This is a genomic window from Promicromonospora sp. NPDC050249, from assembly GCF_040656015.1.
Classification (GTDB): domain Bacteria; phylum Actinomycetota; class Actinomycetes; order Actinomycetales; family Cellulomonadaceae; genus Promicromonospora.
On the sequence record NZ_JBFAKY010000029.1, the window covers coordinates 35,279 to 56,393 of the forward strand.

A 21,115-nucleotide genomic window follows, 5' to 3' on the forward strand; every position below is an offset into this window, starting at 1 on the left:
CGGCCCGGATGGCCGCAGCGGCCAGGGCGACGCCCGCCACCACGGCGGCGATCAGGGCGGCGGACAGCCGGGTGAGCGCGCACGCGGCGGCGACCAGAGAGATCAGGGCGACCAGCCGCGCGTCGAGCCCGCGTCGGATCGCGGTGCCCGCCAGCCCGAACAGGACGGTGACCAGGACGGCGGCCAGCAGGTCGTTGTACGCGCCGCCGCCCACGTGCGCGGCGGCGGGCATGGCGCCGGCGAGGAAGGCGGCGAGCGGGGGCAGCACGCTGCCCGGCCGGGCCAGGCGCCGGGCGCTCCACCCGACCGCGAGCACAAAGACCCCGCTGAGCAGCACGTTCACGGCGCGCGCGGCGTAGACGGCGGCGATCGTGTGCCCGGCGTCCGCCAGGGGTCCAGCCAGTGGTGCGACCAGCAGGTAGTACAGCGGCGGGTGCTGGGCGGTCCACTGCACGGGGGCGATCCAGGCGAGCACCGGTGCCTCGGGCGGCAGCTCCAGACCTTCCTCGAACACGGGCAGCTCGCCGTGCCAGACCTGGTAGGCGTAGTCGACGTGCGGGGCCTCGTCGCCGGTCGCGTATGGCGGGTCGGCCAGCGCCACCATCAGGGCCAGGAGCATCCCGCTGAGCACCGCGCAGCCGAGCGCCAGGCGTTCGGCGCGGCCCTCGGCCAGCTGCCGGACCAGCTGCCTGACCCGGTCCGCGACCCGGCTGAGCGCGCGGCTCATGCGGCCTGGCGGGGTTCGGCGTCCACACCCGCTGCGCGCTCCGGGCGCTGCTCGCCGACGGCGGTCCGGGTGAGCGAGATCGCGACGGCGACGCCGAGCGCCACGCCCGCGACGAGCACGACGACCAGCACGGCGCTCGGGAACGCGTACCAGTGGCCCACGGCGGCGAGAGCGGCGGCGAAGGCGCCCGGCCCGGCGTCGTGCGGCATCCAGTACAGGTGCCAGACGTCGTACTGGTACGCCAGGTGCATGCCGCCGGCGAGCACCAGCAGCGCCGCGGGCACCGTCCGGCGCCACGCGGGACGCAGCACCGCTGCCCCGGCGAACGCGACGACCATCAGCCCCACGAGGCCGGTGTACAGGTACCGCCCCTGCTGGGCGGCGCCGAGCTCGTGGAACGCCGCGAACTGCTCCCACGAGCCGCGGGCGACGATCCCCGCGAGGGCAGGTATCGGGAACAGCAGCACCAGCGCGTCGAGCCGGGGTATCGGCCTGCGCACCAGGGCCGTGACGAGACCGGCGAGGATCACGACCAGCCCGACGCGGGCCATCCACCACGACGCGTCCTGGTCGCGGGTGGCCGCGTGGTCCTGCACGAAGAACAGCGTGATCATGCGTTCGGTGAACCGCCCCAGCCACGTGAGGCCGCCGTCGGCCCAGCCGTAGACCGGGGTGAGGTCGGGCGGGGTGGCGTGCGTGCCGTGCGGCTGGAGCATGCCGTGCACCAGCACGTTGCGCACCCACCAGGCCACGCCGGGGAGGGTGGCGACGGCGACCACCAGCAGCGAGGTCACGGCGGCCCGGAGACGTGCGCGGTACCGGTACGCGGCGACGAGGTAGGCGAGCAGGATCCACAGGGGGAACATCAGCGCGAAGCCCTTGGTCAGCAGGGCGAGCATCGTGACGAGCCCGAGCAGGACGGCGGTGCGGCGGCTCAGGTCACCGGTGAGGACCCGGATCACCAGCAGCGTGGCGCACGCTCCGAGGACGACCAGCAGGTTGTCGTTGTTGACCGCCGACTCCAGGTGCGTCAGCTCGGGCACGGCGAGCGGGACCAGGGCGGCGGCCACCGGTAGCGGTTCGGGCAGTCGCAGGCGCCGTGCGGCGGCGAACAGCAGCAGCGGCAGCGGCAGCGCGAGCAGCGCGTTCCACCAGCGCAGGAGCAGCCACACCTGGTCCAGCGGCCGGTCCTGCCAGTCGGGCACCAGGCCGACGACGCCCGCCCCGAGCAGGTAGTAGAGCGGCGGGTGCTGGACCAGCTGGTTGAGCACCGGCGCGACGACGCCGTCGGCTTCCTCGGCGGTCAGCGGGGCCGTGCCGCCGGCATCCGCGTACGAGGGCCGTTCGCCGCGTGGCGGCACGTCCTGACGGTCGGCCAGGTGCAGCGGCCCGTCGAGGCTGTCGGCATCGACGAAGCCGCCCGCCGTCACGCCCTGCGTGACGTAGGCGGTGCCAGGGCCGGGCCACGGCCAGGCGTCGCCCTGGCGCACCTGGAGGATCAGGTCCACGTGCTGGCGCTCGTCGGGCGAACGGACGTTGGGGAAGACGGTGGTCTGGCCGAGCATCACCGCCAGGTGCAGGAGCACGACCAGCCACACGACGACCGGAACCGCGCGAGGTCGGGTCACGCGAGCAGGGTAGCCGCGCCGGACGGGCGTATCCGGGCGCTCCGGTTACGGGCGGGTAACAGTCACTGAATGGCACGTGATGTTCATACGGTGGTCATCTGGCGTGCTTACGCTCGTGACGCCGCTCCTGCTTTTCGCAACCGCTTACCGCAACCGCTTCCCGCAATCGCTCACCGAGAGCCTGCTACCGAAAGCACAGGGCCATGAAGCTGTTCGTGCAGATTCCCTGCTTGAACGAGGAAGAAACCCTTCCTCAGGTGCTTGCCACGATTCCACGGAGCATTCCGGGCATCGACGAGATAGAGATCCTGGTCGTCGACGACGGGTCCACGGACGGCACGGTCGAGCTGGCGCGCCGCCTCGGTGTGCGGCACTTCGTCCACCACACCCGCAACATGGGGCTGGCCAGGTCGTTCCGCGACGGCGTCGACTACGCGCTCCGGCACGGCGCGGACATCGTGGTGAACACCGACGGTGACAACCAGTACCCGCAGGAACGGATCGGCGACCTCGTGATGCCCGTGGTGCTGGGCGACGCGGACATAGTGATCGCAGACCGGCAGACCGGGACGATAGAGCATTTCTCCCCGCTGAAGAAGGCTCTGCAGAAGCTCGGCAGCAATGTCGTCAACTTCGCCGCCGGAACGGATCTGCCCGACGCCGCGAGCGGCTTTCGTGCGTATTCGCGCGGGGCGCTGATGCGGCTCAACGTCGTCACGCAGTTCAGCTATTGCATGGAGACGATCATCCAGGCCGGCCACAAGCGGCTGCGGATCCAGAGCCTCCCGGTCACCACGAATCCGAAGACCCGGGAGTCCCGGCTCTTCACGAGCATGTGGCAGCACATCATGAAGTCGGGCCAGGCGATCAGCCGGTCCTACGTGATGTACAAGCCGCACACCGTGTTCATCACGCTCGGCCTGATCTTCGCGCTCGGTGCGGCGATCCCGTTCGCCAGGTACGCGGCGCTCCTCGTCGCGGGTACCGGCGGGCAGCACCTCCAGTCGATAGTGCTCGGGGCGACCTCCCTCGTCGGCGCGCTGCTCAGCTTCGCCCTGCTCGTGCTGGCGGACCTCCAGCGCACCAACCGCGTACTGCTCGAGGAGACGCTGGAACGCCTCAAGGACGTGCAGTACGGCACGACGGCGGCTCCGGTCGGATCGGCGGCCGCGGAGCACCGGAGGCCGTCCGGCGGCAACGAGCCGGGCCCGCTCGACCGGACCGGTCCGCTGGACAACGCCCGGCCGACGGGGTCCGCCGACCTCCCGGCAACCGTCCAGTGATCGCTTTCGGCACGTACGACGCCGCGCGCCACCCCCGCATCGCCGTCCTGATCGCAGGGCTGCGCGCCCACGGCGGCAAGGTCACCGAGCTGAACCGGCCGCTCGGGTTCTCCACCGCCGAGCGGGTGCGCATGCTCCAGCAGCCGTGGCGGCTGCCCGCCCTCGCTGTTCGGCTGCTGCGGTGCTGGGCGGGCCTGGTGCGCGACGCCGTGCGGCAGCGACGGGCGGAGGGCCGGCCCGATGCCGTGCTCGTCGGTTACCTCGGGCACTTCGACGTCGTCCTCGCGCGCCTGCTCCACCCGCGCTCACTGATCGTTCTGGACCACCTGGTCTTCGCCGGGGACACCGCTGCCGACCGTGGGGCCGCTGGCCTGCGGGTGCGGCTGCTGACCGGGCTGGACCGGCTGGCCGTCGCGTGCGCCGACCTCGTCGTCACGGACACCGAGGAGCACCGGCAGATGCTCCCGGACCCGGACAAGGGCGTCGTCGTACTGGTCGGCGCACCGGACGCCTGGCGGACGGCGGCCTCCCCGCCGGCCGTCCCGCCGTCGGCCGACGAAGCGCTATCCGTCGTCTTCTTCGGGCTGTACACACCGCTGCAGGGCGCACCCGTCATCGCGGAGGCGGTGCGGGACGCCGTCGCAGCGGGTGCCGCGCTGCGCGTCACGATGGTCGGTACCGGCCAGGACCTACCCCGGGCGCGCGAGATCCTCGCGGGCACACCGGGCGTGACCTGGCACGACTGGGTGGAGGCCGACGAGCTGCCCGGCCTCGTCGCCCGGCACCAGGTCTGCCTGGGCATCTTCAGCGACACCCCGAAGGGCGTGCGGGTGGTGCCGAACAAGGTGTACCAGGGCCTCGCGGCAGGCTGCGTGGTGGTCACCTCGGACACCCCGCCGCAGCGCAGGGCGGTGGGGGAGCACGTGGAGCTGGTCCCGGCGGCCGACCCCCGGGCGCTCGCGGCCGAGCTCGTGGACCTCTGCGACCCCGCGGTGCTGGCCGCTGCCCGGGAACGCGCGGCACGCGGCCGGGACCGGATCCGCCCGCAGGTCGTCACCGAACCACTGGTCGCCGAGCTGCGGCGCAGGGGAGTGCTGTGACGAGGGCAGGCGCGGGGACGACGGCGTCAGACCCGAGGGCGTCAGACACGGGGGCATCGGACCCGACGGCGTCAGACACCACGGCGCCCGCCGCCCGCCGCCCGGTCGTCCGTGGCGCGCTGACTGCCCTGCGGTCGCGGTGGGTGCGGTGGGGCTTCCTGGCCGTCGCCCTCGGGCTGGCCGTCTGGTACGTGCTGGGCAACCGGGAGGCCCTGGCGCGCGCCGCGACGGACCTGTCCGGGACCGAGGCGGTCCTTGTCGTCGTCCTCGGCGCCCTGTACGTGTGGTGCACGCTGCTCGCCTGGCGCGCGGTCCTGGCGGACCTCGGCTCGCCCCTGTCGTTGCGGAGCGCGGTCGCCGTGTTCGGCGTCAGCCAGCTCGGCAAGTACGTGCCCGGCGGCGTGTGGAACGTCGTGGCCGCCGCCGAGGTCGGGGCGGGGCACGGCGTGCCCCGCAGCAGGTCGGCCGCGTCGATGCTGGTCGCCGTGGCGGTGTCGGTGGCTTCGGGTGCCGCCGTGGGCGCGGTGGCGCTGCCGTTCGTGTCCGCCGGTGCGCTGGGCGCGTGGTCCTGGGTGGTGTGGGCCGCGCCCGTCGTCGTGCTGGTGCTGGCGCCGCCGGTGCTCAACCGCCTGATCGGGTCGGCCGTCCGGCTCACGGGGCGCGCCGCGCTGGAGCACCCGATGACGTGGGGCGGCCTGGCGCGCGCCACGGCCTGGTCGGTGGCCGGGTGGCTCGTCGCGGGACTGCAGCTCTGGGTGCTCTGCACGGGGCTCGGCCTGCCCCTCACCGTCCGCACCTTCGCCCTGGCGGCAGGCGGCTGGGCGCTCGCGTGGACCGCCGGATTCCTGTTCGTGGTCGCGCCGGCCGGCGCGGGCGTGCGCGAGCTGGTGCTGGCGGCGGTCCTCGCGGGTGCGCTGCCCGCCCCCGCCGCGGCCCTCGCGGTGCTCGTCAGCAGGGTCGTCCTGACTCTTGTCGACCTGACCTTCGCGGGCGTGGGGCTCTGGCTGGCCCGCGGGAGCAGACAGCCAGGTTGACCATGCACCTGCTGCCACGCCTGGCATGATCCTGGCAGCAACTGCATGGTGATTCCGTCGGAGGCCGCCCACCCCAGCTCGACCCGGGTCGTTACGCCCGTGATCGTCCGGCGTGTTCGGCACGTTGTGCCCGGTCAGGGCGTAGTCTCGGCGCGTGAGATCGGTGAGACAGTGTTCGCGCTCGGCCTGTACAAACGCGGCCGTAGCGACGCTCACATACGTGTATGCGGACTCGACGGCGGTACTCGGTCCGCTTGCGCACCTGGCCGAGCCCCACAGCTACGACCTGTGCGCCGAGCACGCCGAGCGGCTGACGGCACCGCGCGGGTGGGAGGTGCTCCGCCTGATGCCGGAGTTCGAGGACGCCGGGCCCAGCCCGGACGACCTGTCCGCCCTCGCCGACGCCGTGCGTGAGGCCGGCAAGGTGCGCCGTCCGGCGGAGCCGCCGACAGTCACGGAAACGGCGCGCCGGGGCCACCTCCGCGTCCTGCGCGCCGACGACGACAACTCGGCCTGACCCCGTCGCCGAAGTAGAGCGTGCGTCCAGACACCCGCTCTACTTCACCGAAGCGAGGCTGCCGAAGTAGAGCGTGTGTCTGGACGCACGCTCTACTTCGGCGAATTGGTTACGGGACCCAGGCGCAGACCGCGTGGCCCGCGCCCGTGAGCGTCAGGTTCCCCGCGTCGTGCGGTACGAAGACCGACTCGCCCTGCGCCAGGCGCTGCGGGCCGTCCTCCGAGCGGTCTGCGTCGAGCTTCAGCTCGCCGGCCAGGCACAGCAGGATCCGCGGCCCCGTTGCGGGCAGCGTCACGGGCTCGGCGGGGTCGACGTCGGCGGTGGTGAGCGCGAACTCCGTGACCGGTACCCGGTAGGTGTGCACCTGTCCGCGGCTGCCCGACGTCGTCATCTCCGGGATGGAGGGCTGCTGCGGGGAGAACACCGTGCAGGCCACGAGGTTCTCCTCGTCGACGAGCTTCGTGGTGAGCCCGGCGCGCAGCACGTTGTCGGAGCTGGCCATGATCTCGATGCCGAGCCCCGACAGGTAGGCGTGCACGACGCCGGCGGGCGTGAACGCCGCCTCGCCCGGCTCGAGCGAGAACCGGTTGAGCATGAGGGAGGCGATGGCGCCCGGGTCGCCGGGGTGCTGCTCGGCGAGGTCGACCACCGTGCGGTCGGCGCGCTCGAACGGGGAGCCGGCCTCGAGCCGTGCCCGGACGGAGTCGAGCGTGACCTGGATGTCGGCGGCGCAGGCCTCATCGGCACGTGCTGACAGGAGGTGGTTGAACGCCTCGCGCATGCCGTCGTGGCTGCGGTCGTGCTGGAGCGCGGTGCGGACGCCGTCGACCAGGTCGCCCGCCAGGCCGTCCAGCACGTCCAGGATGATGCGGGGCGTGCGGAAGCCCGCGAGCCCCTCGAACTGCGAGAGCGCGACGATCATCTCGGGCTTGTGCTGGTCGTCCTTGAAGGACCGCTTCGGCGACGTCAGCGGCAGGCCCGCCTTGTTCTCGCGCGCGAAGCCCTCCCGGGCCTGCCGCGGTGAGGGGTGCACCTGCAGCGAGAGCGCCTTGCCCGCGGCCAGGATCTTCAGCAGGTACGGGAGGCGGGGGCCGAACTGCTCCGCCACGCGGTGGCCGAGCGTCTGCACCGGCGCCTCACGGACCAGACGGTCCAGCGCGACGTCCTCGTCCTCGATCACGCTGACCGACGGCGCGCTGGGGTGCGCGCCGAGCCACAGCTCGGCCTGCGGGCCACCGTCGGGCTGGGCGCCGAGCAGGTTCGGGATCGCTTCGACGGACCCCCAGTCGTACCGCTGGATCGTGTTGGTCAGCGGGAGCGGGGCATGGAATTGGGCGACTGCGAGCACCGCGCAAGGATATCCCTACGACGACTGCGGATGCCGGACGCGACTGCCGCTGCTGGGCGAACTGTCGGTCAGACGGGAGGGCCTGCATGGCTACTCGACGCCCCGAACACGCCCTACCTGGGCTTGGGTTGGTCTGACACCACGACAGGCTGCGTTCGGCGATCACTCATCCAGTCGAGCCATCATCTCGTCATGAAGTTTGCGGTTCCCGGCTACGACCAGTCGCTGTCTGCGAACTACCCCACGCCGCAGGTCAGAACAAATTTGCTCCCAATCGACAGGTAATCCGTCGGCGTCGGTTACAGTGCCTCCGGCGAGTTCAACGAGCCGATACGGAAGCGCCTCATAGGCTGGTTGACCGATCTTGTGGTCGAGAAATGCGTCCACGTCGCCGGCACAAATTCGTGCGGCAACAATTCCACCGTCGACCGTAAGCAGAAGTCCGCACTCCTTCGCCACACCTGATTGGAGGTAGGAGCGCCGATGCCTCTTCATCAACGAAATCACTACCGTGGCGTCCGCCAGGTTCTGTGTCGAACTGAGTGACACAGGACATGCGCCGCCGTCCTCCCAGACCATCGACAGCCCTACTCCTCGTACGAATACCAGCGAACGCCAGCACTGGAGATCTGCGACTGCCGCGGATATGAAGGCCCCGCCCTCATCGATCTCAAATCCTGTAACTGCTGACTCTCGTATGCCTCGGAAGGTCAAACTCGTATTGCAGTATGGATCGGTAGCGAATAACCTCTGATCGTCGCCCAGCACAACGACTCCGGCCTCTTCAGAGAAGACCGTGCCGCGATAGTCAGCTTCGCTGAGCAGGCTCATCAGCATGTCCTCGGCATAGGTGTCAATCCGGTGGGCGAGGTGGCCATCGCCTTTGTCCTTGGTCACCGCAGACGCCATTGCCACAAAATCACGTGAACTCAGCCTAGGTCGCAAGAATTGCGCCACCGACCGGACTATAGAGCCTGCTAGGCCTATGTCTGATTGCTTACCGATAGCCACGGGTAATTCCTCTTTCTCGACCACAGCTTCGGCACAGCGTTCGCCGGGATAGTATATCCAAATGCTGTCTTCTCCTCCACACTATTCTATTGCCGCACATGTCACAGTAATGCTCGGGTATGACCTGCTGCCTCACCGCGAGAACAATAAGAGACCCGTGCAATGCAAGTCCACCTGCTGCTGAATACGCCAAGATCTGAGCAAGTTCGCGCAGCCCCGCCCAGTCGGTAATGGTCAGAATCGCGAACAGAATGATTGGGAAGTAGATCAGTGTAGGCGCGCCGCTCAACCACAGGGTCGCTCGACGGTCGTGGATATCGGCTGATCGGTACTCTGAACGACGTTCAGTGATGGCCCGAACGAGCGGGGGGAGGAGGGAGAATGCCAGGGTGGTGGCGCCCAGATCTTCCAGACCTGCCATTATAAATGCTATCGACAGCCCGGCATTCAGGCATCCAAATGCTGCGCCAAACGGAAGTCGGGCGAGATTCAGAAACATGCTTTGATCGGCCAGCCCGTAGCGATATGATAACAACACTTCGGAGCCCGGGAAGAAGCCCAGCTTTCGCACGCGACCAGGTGCAATGCCCTGGGCAAGCGTGTGATATTCGGAATTGTCCAGGCGTGCGCGGAGCGCGAAGTGTTCTGGGTGATCTAGATTCATCACCACACGGGCGGCGGTATCGAATCTTAGTCCGAGACCTAACTGCCAGTTATCGGAGAATCCCGAAAATTCTTCTTTCACGAATGCGGTGTCCAGATCGATTTCGATCGTGACCTGCCGGGTGGAAGCCTGCTTGCTCATCAGCCTGACAACCGTTGACTCGCTCCCTTGAGAGACATCGAATTCGGCACGTTCGTCTTCACTGGAGACGCGTACGTAAGTGACAGGTGCGCGTGTGATGGCGTGACCAGCGACAATTTCCAAAGGGTAATAGAGGTGGATGGTTAGTTCCGAAAGAGTCGTGGTTATTTGAACCGGGACGAGCGTGGAGTAAGTCGTGGGTGCTTCGACGATTTCAACGTCTAGAGTCACGGTATCTGGTGTGCTGTAGACGTGCCAAAGTTCCCGCCTACGAGCTGCGTCGAAGGCTTGCAGAGAGCCGACGCCATTCTGCGGCACATTCGCTTTCAGCTGATTAGCACCCATGTCGGGCATCTCAGAGCGTGCTCTGAAGAGCCGTCGCTGCTGGCGGCGTGTCTTCGGTGACAGCGATGGGTGCTGCTCGGTAGCGGTTTCGTGGTTTTCTGCCTGCAGATCGGCTTTGTCGGCAGCTGAATCTGCGGAGGGGCTGCCCCCGAATCGGTGGCCATCATCTTGTGGTAGTGCGCCATGGTCAGTCATGCCGCTCCCGTGTCGACCGGTCAGGACTTCACACTACAACGATATGGCGCATGTCGACTAGATCGGTATTATCGGTTCATGAAGGTCGTCGCGTACGCGTCCCCACAGGGCTTGGGTCGTGCGATCGCCTGGGACATCGTTAGAGGGCTGGTCGATGCGCGAATCCGGCGAGCCGCGTTCTGGACGCTGTGTCTTCCATCTGGGCGATCGTGTGTTCCCGTGCTACGTGCGTTGCGTGTCCTGCCGACGACCGCCTTCGTCAACTTGCGGCTTCTCATGCCGGACGCGTACTGCAGGGACGACGAACTCGCGCTGTGCCCTTGCGCGGAACCCCATAGCGTCTACCAGTTCGTGAAGAAGCACCTTCCCAAATTTTGGGCAACGCTCCAAGACGGAGGTGTCACGGACCGTCTTCTCGTACCGAGCCCGAAGAATCCGACAGATATTTGGGATCGACTCGGCGCGGGCGACGTCGACCTTATGCTTCTGGCCTCCGGCTCTGGCGACGGCCATATCGCATTCAATAGCCCCGGAACCTCATTGGAATCTGAAACCCGCGTTGTGTTGTTGCCTGAGAGTACGCGCCGCGATAATCTTCGGACCTACCCTCACTTCGGAGAGGTGGCCAATGTTCCTCGCCGTGGTGTTACTATAGGAATGCGTGAGATCCTTGAATGGCCGAAGCGTACAATTATGGTCCTGCCTGGCCTCGAGAAAGCTGAGGCCCTCGACAGGGTGATATCGGCGCATGGCTACGACCCTGCTTGGCCTGCTACAGTAATCTCAGTTTGCACGAATCCGTGCATCTACACGGACCTCGAGGCCACGAGAGGGCGAGCGCGCCTAAGATGATTTCGGCTGTTGCATTCGACCTGGATGACACCCTTGCACACTCTAAATCGCCCATCTCTTCGGAGATGGCAACGCTTCTCATGGACCTGGTGAGACTCGTTCCTGTATGCATCATTTCTGGAGGGCGGTACGAACAGTTCGAGGATCAACTTCTTCGGAGATTGCCTGATGGGGCAGACTCGTTGTTCGACCTTCATCTCATGCCCACCTGCGGCACTCGCTATTATCGCTACGAGTCTGACGGTTGGGTGCTTGTCTATGCCGAAGACCTCGACGAGTATGCGAAGATCGCGGCGTTCGCCGCGATCGAATCGGAAGCGAAACGGCTTGGTCTGTGGGAGCAGGACAGTGACGTCTTTGGATCGAGGATCGAGGATCGAGGATCCCAAATAACTTACTCGGCGTTGGGCCAGGAAGCTCCGGTGCAGTTAAAGAAAACTTGGGACCCTAACGGGCGAAAGCGCGAGAAGCTTCGCAAGAGCATTCAGCGTAGGCTACCGGATCTTGAGGTGCGTTCCGGCGGATCAACATCAATTGATATCACGCGTAAGGGGATTGACAAGGCTTTCGGGATGCGTGAATTCGCGAAGATTTTGAATGTCTCCTATCAGGAAATCTTGTTCATTGGGGACAGGTTGGAGCCGGGTGGTAATGATTACCCAGTAGTTCCGCTCGGTCTGATAACCAGGAGCGTCGCAAACTGTGAAGAGACCGAAGCGCTGCTGCCCCAGTTGATCTCGGAGGTTCGAGAGACCCAGGTTGAGTCAGGTACTCGACGAGCCGTCTCCAGGAGTGAGCAGTCGAGGTAACGGAACTCGCCAGAGCACCTACCCTGCTCCGGCAGCGCACTACCGTTGACAGCGCCCGCGGATCGATGAGAAGTGCCTTCCGATCCGGAGCTGACTGCACGGGACAGTAGATCAAGTCCACCTGACCGACCGCGGGGAGCCGTAGGCTGTCAGTTATGGCTATCGACCTGAGGCCTTTGTTCAAGGCGTACGGAGTGCGCGGTGTCGTTCCCGATCAGTTGTCGCTGCAGGTGGTACAAGCCCTGGCGGCCGCGTTCGCGCGGGTGGTGGTGATGCCCGATGCCGGCGTCCCGGCCGAGCCCGGGCGGCCGGGGGTGGTGGTCGGCCGGGACATGCGGGATTCGGGCCCGGAGCTGGTGGAGGCCTTTGCCCGGGGTCTGACGTCGGCTGGGGTGGACGTGACGCTCATTGGGCTGTGCTCCACGGACGGCCTGTACTACGCCTCGGGCCAGCTTGACCTGCCCGGCGCCATGTTTACCGCGAGCCACAACCCGGCGCAGTACAACGGGATCAAGCTGTGCCGCTCGGGCGCCCGCTCGGTCGGGCAGGAGACCGGGCTGGCCGAGATCCGGGAGCTGGCGCAGGGCTACCTCGACGGCGCGATCCCGGTGCCGGTGCGGTCGGCGGCAGAGACCGGCGAGATCATCAACCGGGACCTGCTCGCGGACTACGCCGGGTTCCTGCGGTCGCTGGTCGACCTGTCCGCGGCCCGGCCGCTGAAGGTCGTGGTCGACGCGGGCAACGGTATGGCGGGCCTCACGGTTCCCGCGGTCCTCGGTGACGCCGCGGGTCTCGCCGGGTTGCCGCTGGACCTGGTGCCGCTCTACTTCGAGCTCGACGGCTCGTTCCCCAACCACGAGGCCAACCCGCTGGACCCGGCCAACCTGATCGACCTGCAGGCGGCGGTCGTGGCGAACGAGGCGGACCTGGGCCTCGCGTTCGACGGCGACGCCGACCGGTGCTTCGTGGTGGACGAGCGCGGCGGCGCCGTCTCGCCGTCGGCCGTGACCGCCCTGGTGGGGCTGGCCGAGGTGACCAAGGAGCTCGCCGCAGGCCGCACGCCCACGGTGATCCACAACCTCATCACCTCGCGCGCCGTCCCGGACCTGCTGTCCTCGGCCGGGGCGACGACGGTGCGCACCCGCGTCGGCCACTCGTTCATCAAGGCGCAGATGGCCGAGCACGGCGCCGTGTTCGGCGGGGAGCACAGCGCGCACTACTACTTCCGGGACTTCTGGTTCGCGGACACCGGCATGCTGGCCGCCCTGCACGTCCTGGCCGCTCTGAGCACCCAGGGCCACACGATGTCCGAGCTCGCCGAGATGTTCGAGCCGTACTACGGCTCGGGGGAGATCAACTCGACGGTGTCCGACGCCGCTGCCGCGACCGACCGGGTGCTCGACGCCTACCGGGCCGCCTACCCGGGGATCGTCGTCGACACGCTCGACGGCGTGACCGTCTCCCACTGGGAGGCCCACCCGCAGTGGTGGTTCAACCTGCGCGCGTCCAACACCGAGCCGCTGCTGCGGCTCAACGTCGAGGCCGCCGACGAGGACATCATGGAGAAGGTGCGCGACGACGTCCTGTCGCTCGTGCGTGAGACCGCCGGCCCTGCCGAGGAAGAAGAGGCACTGTGAGCACGAACAAGATCGACGCGCTGGAGCCCTGGGTACGCGAGATCCTGCGCTGCCCCGTGACCGGCGCGACGCTGGTCGACGCCGTCGGGCCCGACGGGGAGCCGGAGCTGCACTCGACCGACCCCGAGCGGCCGCTCGCCTACCCCGTGCGCAACGGTGTCCCGGTGCTGCTGGAGTCGGACGCCCGCCCGCTCTGACCCCGAGGCCGACGACGGCGCCGCCGTCGTCGGCCGGGACGGCTCAGGCCGTGCGCGTCCCCGCGACGAGGTGTCAGCGCGTACTGACGCGCTTGATCCACGACGACGGCAGACCACCCTTGGAGTGCGGGCTCACCGCGGCGCGGACCTGGTCCGCCGACCTCGTGAGCGTGCCGGTCTGCCCGTTCGACGACCTCGCCCGCAGCGTCCGCACCTGGCCGCTCTCGTACCGCGAGACCACCCACACCGCCGTGACGTCCGGCAGGTCGAACAGGGCGCGCGCATGGGCCTGCGTGAGGACCCGCACCCAGCTCGCGTACCGGTTGCCCGGAGCCGCGGCGGAGTACGGGTCGGCCACCGACCGTTCGTGGGACAGCGCGGACGACCACACGTCCTCGGAGTTGGCGGTCCGGCCGCCGCTGGACGAGTAGTAGTGCGCCTCGACCGGTCGGCCGCCGGACGTCAGCACCACCGCCCGGGTGGGGGAGAGCTGCGTCGAGCTGACGGCGCCGATCCAGGCGCCGCGGTAGGCGGCGGCGGTGTCCTGCCAGCCCACGAAGTTCTGGTCCCGCACGTCGTCGACGACGTGGCAGCCGCACACCGACTTCCACCTGTCCCTCTTGAGCAGCGCGTACGACCGCGCCACGACTGCCTGCGCGCGCAGGGCCTCCTTGCCACCGCTGGTGCCCCAGGAGCTCGGCATCTCCGCCAGCCCCCACAGGTACTCGGAGTTCAGCCGCAGCTGGTTGACGACGTTCACGCCACCCCGCGACTCCGACAGCACCATCTGACCGTGCCGGTAGATCCCCTGGGCGCCCACGACGTCGACGACGGCCGGCGCGGCGGACGGCCGGTGGTAGCGGGTGCCGGACCAGCGCAGGATCAGGTTCTCGCGCTGGTACCGCTTGCCCTCCGCCCAGACGACGGCGTCGCCACCCTGCGCGGAGACGTGCATCGTCCCGCCCCATCCGGACGCCAGGAGCCTGCTCCCCGCGAGCAGCAGCCACTGCCCCTCGCGGACCGTGATGTCGGTCTTCGCCGGGTCGTCGTGACCGGAGTACCCGTAGGGGTCGGGGCCGAAGACCTGGACGTTGATGAGAGTGGGGGTGGCCCGTGCCTCCACCGCCGTGCCGCTGTAGAAGTGCCGCAGGATCCGGCTCGCGCCGTGCCCCCGCCGCGCCATCTCGTACGCCCCGTACTGGGGCATCCCCACGCCGTGGCCGTACCCGGAACCGTGGAGGAGGAACTCGTCCGGGAGGGCCGCGGCAGCCGTGATTCCGGGAGCCGTGCACAGCAGCACCAGGGTCACCGCCGCAGCGGCGAGACGAGCCCGCAGGCCTGCAGATCGAGCCGTCATGTCGAACACCCCCCGGTGCCACCATGCATCACCGGTGCGGGGTCGGCACCCGGGGCGTGTGACCAACCTGGCGGGTGATTTATCGGTCTGCCGGGTCAACTGTGTGGGCGAGCCCAGTTCCGGCGACCTACCCTCACGGAGGGAGCTGCCGCAGCGCTCCGCGATTCGAGGGGTAGCCGTTCTTTTGTCCAATATCTTGCTCGACGTTTCTCAGGGACCGACCACCGACCGCCGCCGGTCCCGCCGTGCGAGCACCCAGCGGAAGTTCCTTCCCGAGGTCCAGGCCCTCCGGGCGCTCGCAGTGGCGCTGGTGATCGTGTACCACCTCGAGCCCCGGCTCGTGCCTGGCGGCTTCATCGGCGTCGACGTGTTCTTCGTGATCTCCGGCTTCCTGATCTCCGGGCACATGCTGCGCGAGGTCCGGGAGACGGGCCGGCTGTCCCTCGCGCGGTTCTGGGCGAACCGTGCCCGCCGCATCCTGCCGGCGGGCCTGCTGGTCATCGGCCTCACCTCTGCCGTCTCCACCTGGGTGATCGCGTCGTCCGAGTGGCTGAACCTCCAGCGCCAGGCCCTCGCCAGCATCTTCTACGTGCAGAACTGGCTGCTCGCCAGGGACTCCGTCGACTACCTCGCCGCGGACAACGCGCCCACGCCGTTCCAGCACTTCTGGTCGCTCGCGGTCGAGGAGCAGTTCTACCTGCTGTGGCCGCTCGTGGTCGTCGTGATGGCCGCACTGGCCGTGCGGACCGCCCGCGCCGGCCGACGGCCCCGGGTAGGCCGCTGGGTCTTCGCGGGATTCGGCGTACTCGTCGCCGCCTCGTTCGTCTGGAGCGTGCTCGAGGTACAGGCGCAGGACCCGTCGGCCTACTTCGTCACCACCACCCGCCTGTGGGAGCTGGGGGCCGGCGGCATGCTCGCCGTCGTGCTCCGGCACACCGAGCGGTTCGCCCTCGCCAGGGCGTTCCTGGCGCTCGCGGGCCTCGGGACCATCGCGGCGGGCGCGTTCCTGATGTCCTCGGAGACGCCGTTCCCCGGTGTCGCGGCCCTCGTTCCCGTCCTCGGCACCGTCGCGGTGATCGCCGCGGGCCGGACGCACGGCGCCGGCTCGCTCACGTGGCTCGTGGACCGGAGCTGGGTGCAGTGGCTGGGCAACGTCTCCTACTCGGCCTACCTCTGGCACTTCCCGGTGATCGTGTTCTTCGTCGCGTGGGCGGACCGCGACCCCAGGCCCTTCGAGTCGGTGGGTCTGCTCGCGCTCGCGCTCGTGGCGGCACAGGCCAGCTACACCCTGGTGGAGCAGCCGCTCCGCACCGCCCGCTGGGCGCGGCGCGGGAACACCAGGGTCCTGGTCGCCGCCGCGGTGGCGATGGCGGTCACCAGCGTGGTGGCGCTCGTCCCCGGCTATCGCGCCGCGCAGGAGGAGCAGGAGTGGGTGGAACGAGCGGACGTCGTCACGATCGCCGAAGGCTCCGGCTTCGGCGCCGAGGCGGTGCACGACGGCATCTTCCCCGCGTACGTCACCGACGAGCGGGTGCTCGTGCCGAACGTCGCCGACCTGGGCAAGGAGCTCGCGCCCATGTTCAGCAACGGCTGCACGTCGGGCGAGGCGGACGGCGTCACCAAGGGCTGCACCTTCGGCGACACGACGGGCGAGCACACGATCGCGCTGGTGGGCGACTCGCACATGCGGATGCTCGGTACCCCGCTCGTCTCGATCGCCGAGAAGAACGGGTGGCGGGTGCGGACCTACCTGCACAACTCCTGCCCGTTCGCGCTCGAGCCGCGCACCCTGCCGGGCGGTCCGGCCTGCGTCGAGGCCAACCAGGCGACGCTCGAGGATCTGCTGGCGGACCCGCCGGACGTCGTCGTGACCACGTTCTACTCGGGCTCGGAGTTCCGCCCGTCCGGTTCGGGACGGCCGCCGGGCGTCGAGGGCCTCCGACAGGTCTGGGACGAGCTGGAGGACGCCGGCTCGCGGGTGATAGTCATCGCGGACGCACCCCGGCCACGGGGTGACGTGACCGAGTGCGTGGCGGACCACCAGGCCGACCCGGCGCGATGCGACGTCTCCCGCGCGGAGGCACTCGACCAGCCGGGCGCACGGACGCTGCGGCAAGCGGTCGAGGAGTCCGGCAGGGTCGAGCTCGTGGACCTCACCGACTACTACTGCGACAGCGAGCGCTGCCCGGCGGTGGTCGGGAACGTACTGGTCTACCGCGACGGCAACCACGTCACGGACACGTACGCCCGCTCCCTCCAGCCGTACCTCGCCGAGGCCATCGGGATCGGCGGCTGAACCCCGCGGGCCGAGCCGGTCTCCCGGCCCGGCCCGCGGACGGCGTCAGCCCCGGACCTTGCGCGCGAGCTTCTTGCGCAGCTCGGAGCCCTGCGTCTGCTGGTCCACCCAGCCGAGTGCCGGGTGCCGGAGGACCGCCCGTGCGGCGTCGGTGGCCGCCTCGACCACCGCGCTCTTGCGCGGTGCGCCCGGTAGGCGCAGGGCACCGACCCGGGAGTCACTGATGTAGCGGCGCCGCTCACCCTCGGAGAGTCCGGCGAGGAACTCGATGGTGGTGTCGCGGTGCGCCTCGTGCGCCCTCGGCTGCATGCAGTACGCGACGGCACCGACCAGCTCCTGCAGCCGCGCCGGATCCGTGTACGGGGTGTCCTTGCGGTGCAGGGCGTCGATGATCGTCACCGGCATGCGGTTGCTGTTCTCGTACGGCGTGAGCAGCTTCAGGACCCTGCCCGTGTCGACCGCGACGGACGGCACACCGAACACGGTGCGCGCCGTCACGAGCGCCGTGGAGAAGCAGCCGACCATGGCGACGTAGGGGCGACCGGCGAGGAGCACCTCCGCCGGCAGCGGGTCGTCGATGATCTCGAACGTGACGCCGGCCGCCGTGGCGGCGTCGGCGAGCGGGGCCGTGAGCGACGGCGGAGCCGACGGGTGCGGCTTGAACCTGACGTGCTTGGCGCCGGACTTGGCGGCCGCACTGATCATGCGCTCGTGCAGGCGCGTCTCGTCGGACCGGGTCATCAGGCCGAGCGCGGCGAGGTACTGGCCGACGACCAGCGCCGTCGGCGGCTGCTCCCCCTCGGGCGCAGGGTGTGACTTGGCGGCGATCTCCTCGATGATCCCGCGGAAGGACTCGTTGGGGATGACCGTCGGGTCGATGCCGTACTCGGAGAGCAGCACCGGCCGCAGGCCCGGCACGAGGTCCAGGTGCAGGAGGCCCTCGAGCCGCTGCCGGACGTCGAGCGGCAGAGGGCTGCGCGTCGGGCCGTAGCTCATCAGGCCGTCGGCGTACACGGTGACGGGGCTCGAGTGGAAGATGCGGGCCAGGGCCTGCGCAGGGTTGACCCAGACCGACTCCGCCACGATGTCGACGGGCCCGTCGCCGAGACCCCAGTACTTCCGGAGCAGCCGCTCCATCGCCGGACGCTCCCGCTGACCAGGGCTCCAGCCCGACGGGTGGGTGGGTGCGATGAGGTCCGTCAGGTGGACCGTCCGGTCGAACCGGCGCAGCACCGGGTCAGCGCCCTCGATCTCGTCGAGGGCCGGGGTGAGCTCCGGTGCAGGGGCGTTGTTCACGATCAGCAGCACGCGCTCGCCGTCCGGCGTGCCGAGCAGGCCCGCGTCGACGGCTGCGGCGGCGGTCGCGGCGCCGAAGAGGGTTGATGCGACGACAAGCTGGGTCATCGTGTTGCCTCCTCGGCAGGCTCGAACGAGACGTCCTTGGACAGGTGGGGGAGCAGGCCGTGCAGCAGCCGCTCGCGCTCGCGCTTCAGGTACCGGACCTCGTGGGCGAGGACGTTGGGGGGGATCGCCGCGAACAGGTCCCGTGCGCCGGCCTTCAGGTCGCGCCGGACGTCCGGAGTCATCTTCCGGCTGCGGGACATGTGGTGCGCCACCAGGGCGAACGTGGTCCGCGTCAGCTTGGGCAGGAACCGCTCGGCCTCCTTGTCGGCCAGGATCAGGTCGAGCGTCGTGCGCAGCGCCGGGATGATGTCGAGCTGGCGGCGGTCGTACGTCGAGGTGAGCGAACCCGACACGGAGCGCCGGTAGCAGAGCGTCGGTGCGTCGACCACCGCATAGGAGCGCGACTTCAGGAACAGCTGCCAGATCCAGGGCCGGTCCTCCGCGGTGTGCAGGCCCTTGGGGAAGGTCAGCAGCCCGTCCTGCTCGATCGCGCGGTCGAACATGCCGGCCCACGCGTAGGGGTAGTCCACCATCGTGGAGTCCGTGGCCGGGAGGATCGAGTCCCGCGGGTTCAGGACGACGCCACGACGTGCCTGCGGGGCGCGCGCGATGTTGCGCTTGCGGCCGTCGACGGTGGTGTGGTCCGAACGCACGAAGTCGACACGGAAGGCCTCCATGGCATCGGCGAGGACCTCGAGCCTGCGGGGCGCGAGCCAGTCGTCCGAGTCGAGGTAGACGACGTACCGTCCGGTGCTCTCCGCCAGACCCTGGTTGCGGGCGTTCGCCAGGCCGGAGGGTTTGGCGTTGGTCAGGACCTTGAGGTTCGGCAGCCGGGACGCGTAGCTCTCGGCGATGTCGCCGGTCGCGTCCTTGGACCCGTCGTTGACGACGATGACCTCGAGGTCGTGCGGGTCGGGCATCTGCCGGGTGAGACTCGTCAGCGTGTCGGCGATGTAGTTCTCGGCGTCTTTTCCGGGAACGATCACCGATACGCGGGGACGCGCGGGTGAACTCATGTGGTGTGCAGTCCTGTCAGTGGCTTCGGCGGCTGTTGTCGCGTCGCCCGGTCGAGAGGCCGCAGACCGGGCCGGTCACGTCGGTATTCAACCATAGGGCCTTGAAACGGCTCGGGTGCTGTCAAGGCCGTGGCCCCGTGGTGCACTAGTCTTGGCGCCGGTCCCGTGAGCCCATCCTCTCTATGATCACGACCCGCGAGGGGCCAGCGAGGTCGCGGCGAACGAGGTACCCAACACGATGTCCTTACCGATCGACAACGGTCCGGAGACGCCCAGCGGGCGACCGGGAATCGTCATCATCCCCGCGCGCGGGGGCTCACAGGGCGTCCCGCTCAAGAACCTGGCCCGCGTCGACGGGATCACCCTCGTCGGACGAGCGGTGCAGGCGGCGCTCGCCGCGCCGTCGGTGGCCCAGGTCATCGTCTCGACGGACCACGACGAGATCGCCGCGGAGGCACGGCTGCACGGTGCGCGCGTCGTCGCGCGCCCCGCCGAGATCGCCGGCGGCACCGCGTCGTCCGAGTCCGCGCTGCTGCACGTGCTCGACCGGGTCGAGGCAGGCGACGGTGGTCTGCCGCCCCAGGAGATCCCGCCGGTGACCGTCCTGGTGCAGTGCACGTCGCCGTTCATCGACCCGGAGGACCTCGACACCGCCATCCGCCGTGTCGCCACCGGTGAGAAGGACGTCGTGGTGGCCGTCTCCGAGACGCACGACTTCCAGTGGCGGCTCGACGACGGCGTGGCGAGTCCTGTGGGACACACCACCGAATACCGGCCGCGCCGGCAGGAGCGGGCGCCGCACTACCGGGAGACCGGAGCCTTCTATGTGATGAGGACCGCCGGGTTCCGTGGAGGCAGCACGCGGTTCTTCGGCGACGTCGGCATCCAGCCGGTCGCCTCCGAGTGGGCCATCGAGATCGACGAGCCGCGTGACCTCTGGCTCGCGCGTCAGCTCGTGGACCAGGTGGACGACGCCGTCCCCGCACCGCTCGACGTCGACGCGCTCGTCACGGACTTCGACGGGGTGCACACCGACGACCACGCCTTCGTCGACCAGGACGGCACCGAGCAGGTGCGCGTGAGCCGTGGTGACGGCATGGGCGTCGCCCGCCTGCGCCGGACCGGCCTGCCGATCCTCATCCTGTCGACGGAGACCAACAAGGTGGTCGCGTCCCGTGCCGACAAGCTGAAGGTGCAGGTCATGCACGGTGTCGACGACAAGGCGTCGGCCCTGCGGGCCTGGATCACCGAGCAGGGCCTCGACCCGGCACGCGTCGCCTACGTCGGGAACGATGTGAACGACCTGGGTGCCATGGCCGTCGTCGGCTGGCCCGTCGCCGTCGCCGACGCCCGCCCGGAGGTGAAGGCGCAAGCCAGGCTCGTGCTCTCCCGGGAGGGCGGGAACGGTGCGGTTCGCGAGATCTGTGACCGTATACTCGCTGGGCGTCAGGGTGAAGCTGCCCCTAGTACGGCAGCCGTCCAGACCCCCGTCGTCACCGGTTAGTCCCGACGACATGCAACAGCACTACCCTGTGCTCGACCCTTTCGGAAGGA

At 69.1% G+C, this 21,115-nt stretch carries 16 protein-coding genes; 9 read left to right on the top strand and 7 right to left on the bottom strand.

Annotated elements, in window-relative coordinates; genetic code table 11:
- Positions 1-723: 723 nt before the first annotated feature.
- Complete coding sequence (locus tag AB0I32_RS21110) at positions 724-2,355, bottom strand: DUF2142 domain-containing protein (RefSeq protein WP_357509580.1); 1,632 nt, start codon at positions 2,353-2,355, stop codon at positions 724-726.
- A gap of 203 nt (positions 2,356-2,558) precedes the next feature.
- Here AB0I32_RS21110 and AB0I32_RS21115 point away from each other — a divergent pair, with 203 nt between their 5' ends.
- The 4 genes from AB0I32_RS21115 to AB0I32_RS21130 all read left to right on the top strand — a co-directional run bounded on the left by AB0I32_RS21115 (position 2,559) and on the right by AB0I32_RS21130 (position 6,289).
- The gene (locus tag AB0I32_RS21115; protein ID WP_357509582.1) at positions 2,559-3,638 is read left to right on the top strand and encodes a glycosyltransferase family 2 protein; all 1,080 of its coding nucleotides are present in this window, start codon (positions 2,559-2,561) and stop codon (positions 3,636-3,638) included.
- Positions 3,635-4,738, top strand: coding sequence for a glycosyltransferase (locus AB0I32_RS21120; protein ID WP_357509584.1), 1,104 nt, complete (start codon positions 3,635-3,637; stop codon positions 4,736-4,738). Before AB0I32_RS21115 ends, AB0I32_RS21120 begins: the two co-directional genes overlap by 4 nt.
- Entirely contained in the window at positions 4,735-5,772 is a 1,038-nt protein-coding gene (locus AB0I32_RS21125) for a lysylphosphatidylglycerol synthase domain-containing protein (protein WP_357509585.1), read from the top strand. The genes AB0I32_RS21120 and AB0I32_RS21125 overlap by 4 nt, the downstream gene beginning before the upstream one ends.
- A gap of 154 nt (positions 5,773-5,926) precedes the next feature.
- The gene (locus AB0I32_RS21130) at positions 5,927-6,289 is read left to right on the top strand and encodes a DUF3499 domain-containing protein (RefSeq protein ID WP_357449023.1); all 363 of its coding nucleotides are present in this window, start codon (positions 5,927-5,929) and stop codon (positions 6,287-6,289) included.
- Positions 6,290-6,398: 109 nt separating this feature from the next.
- Here the strand turns inward: AB0I32_RS21130 and manA are convergent, their stop codons facing one another.
- From manA to AB0I32_RS21145, 3 genes are all read right to left on the bottom strand, one after another.
- Positions 6,399-7,637: a mannose-6-phosphate isomerase, class I gene (gene manA, locus AB0I32_RS21135; RefSeq protein ID WP_357509586.1), complete on the bottom strand. Its 1,239-nt coding sequence runs from the start codon at positions 7,635-7,637 to the stop codon at positions 6,399-6,401.
- Between the two features lie 162 nt (positions 7,638-7,799).
- Positions 7,800-8,534, bottom strand: coding sequence for a hypothetical protein (locus AB0I32_RS21140; RefSeq protein ID WP_357509588.1), 735 nt, complete (start codon positions 8,532-8,534; stop codon positions 7,800-7,802).
- Between the two features lie 100 nt (positions 8,535-8,634).
- The gene (locus tag AB0I32_RS21145; RefSeq protein ID WP_357509590.1) at positions 8,635-9,993 is read right to left on the bottom strand and encodes a hypothetical protein; all 1,359 of its coding nucleotides are present in this window, start codon (positions 9,991-9,993) and stop codon (positions 8,635-8,637) included.
- A gap of 848 nt (positions 9,994-10,841) precedes the next feature.
- Here AB0I32_RS21145 and AB0I32_RS21150 point away from each other — a divergent pair.
- The 3 genes from AB0I32_RS21150 to AB0I32_RS21160 all read left to right on the top strand — a co-directional run bounded on the left by AB0I32_RS21150 (position 10,842) and on the right by AB0I32_RS21160 (position 13,488).
- A complete protein-coding gene (locus AB0I32_RS21150; RefSeq protein WP_357509592.1) occupies positions 10,842-11,654 on the top strand; it encodes an HAD-IIB family hydrolase in 813 nt (270 codons plus the stop codon).
- A 155-nt stretch (positions 11,655-11,809) separates the two neighbouring features.
- Positions 11,810-13,291: a phosphomannomutase/phosphoglucomutase gene (locus AB0I32_RS21155; protein ID WP_357509594.1), complete on the top strand. Its 1,482-nt coding sequence runs from the start codon at positions 11,810-11,812 to the stop codon at positions 13,289-13,291.
- Positions 13,288-13,488: a hypothetical protein gene (locus tag AB0I32_RS21160; protein WP_357509596.1), complete on the top strand. Its 201-nt coding sequence runs from the start codon at positions 13,288-13,290 to the stop codon at positions 13,486-13,488. The genes AB0I32_RS21155 and AB0I32_RS21160 overlap by 4 nt, the downstream gene beginning before the upstream one ends.
- 73 nt (positions 13,489-13,561) lie before the next feature.
- Here the strand turns inward: AB0I32_RS21160 and AB0I32_RS21165 are convergent, their stop codons facing one another.
- Positions 13,562-14,845, bottom strand: a complete 1,284-nt coding sequence (locus tag AB0I32_RS21165; protein WP_357509598.1) for a SpoIID/LytB domain-containing protein — start codon at positions 14,843-14,845, stop codon at positions 13,562-13,564.
- A 196-nt stretch (positions 14,846-15,041) separates the two neighbouring features.
- Between AB0I32_RS21165 and AB0I32_RS21170 the strand changes: the two genes are divergently transcribed.
- Positions 15,042-17,141 carry an acyltransferase family protein gene (locus tag AB0I32_RS21170; RefSeq protein ID WP_357509600.1) on the top strand — a complete coding sequence of 700 codons (2,100 nt, stop codon included), beginning with the start codon at positions 15,042-15,044 and terminating at the stop codon, positions 17,139-17,141.
- 45 nt (positions 17,142-17,186) lie between these two features.
- On the opposite strand, the gene AB0I32_RS21175 is transcribed toward AB0I32_RS21170, so the two are convergent.
- Together AB0I32_RS21175 and AB0I32_RS21180 are read right to left on the bottom strand one after the other, a co-directional pair.
- The gene (locus tag AB0I32_RS21175) at positions 17,187-18,545 is read right to left on the bottom strand and encodes a polysialyltransferase family glycosyltransferase (RefSeq protein ID WP_357509602.1); all 1,359 of its coding nucleotides are present in this window, start codon (positions 18,543-18,545) and stop codon (positions 17,187-17,189) included.
- Positions 18,542-19,561: a glycosyltransferase family 2 protein gene (locus AB0I32_RS21180; protein ID WP_357509604.1), complete on the bottom strand. Its 1,020-nt coding sequence runs from the start codon at positions 19,559-19,561 to the stop codon at positions 18,542-18,544. Before AB0I32_RS21180 ends, AB0I32_RS21175 begins: the two co-directional genes overlap by 4 nt.
- 238 nt (positions 19,562-19,799) lie before the next feature.
- Between AB0I32_RS21180 and AB0I32_RS21185 the strand changes: the two genes are divergently transcribed.
- Positions 19,800-21,065 carry an acylneuraminate cytidylyltransferase gene (locus tag AB0I32_RS21185; RefSeq protein WP_357509606.1) on the top strand — a complete coding sequence of 422 codons (1,266 nt, stop codon included), beginning with the start codon at positions 19,800-19,802 and terminating at the stop codon, positions 21,063-21,065.
- Positions 21,066-21,115 lie beyond the last annotated feature (50 nt).

Bases quoted from the DNA above. Each gene is read 5' to 3' on its own strand.
- AB0I32_RS21115 (WP_357509582.1), top strand. From the start codon at position 2,559: ATGAAGCTGTTCGTGCAGATTCCCTGCTTGAACGAGGAAGAAACCCTT.
- AB0I32_RS21145 (WP_357509590.1), bottom strand. From the start codon at position 9,993: ATGACTGACCATGGCGCACTACCACAAGATGATGGCCACCGATTCGGG.
- AB0I32_RS21155 (WP_357509594.1), top strand. From the start codon at position 11,810: ATGGCTATCGACCTGAGGCCTTTGTTCAAGGCGTACGGAGTGCGCGGT.
- AB0I32_RS21180 (WP_357509604.1), bottom strand. From the start codon at position 19,561: ATGAGTTCACCCGCGCGTCCCCGCGTATCGGTGATCGTTCCCGGAAAA.
- AB0I32_RS21165 (WP_357509598.1), bottom strand. From the start codon at position 14,845: ATGACGGCTCGATCTGCAGGCCTGCGGGCTCGTCTCGCCGCTGCGGCG.
- AB0I32_RS21175 (WP_357509602.1), bottom strand. From the start codon at position 18,545: ATGACCCAGCTTGTCGTCGCATCAACCCTCTTCGGCGCCGCGACCGCC.
- AB0I32_RS21150 (WP_357509592.1), top strand. From the start codon at position 10,842: ATGATTTCGGCTGTTGCATTCGACCTGGATGACACCCTTGCACACTCT.
- AB0I32_RS21185 (WP_357509606.1), top strand. From the start codon at position 19,800: ATGTCCTTACCGATCGACAACGGTCCGGAGACGCCCAGCGGGCGACCG.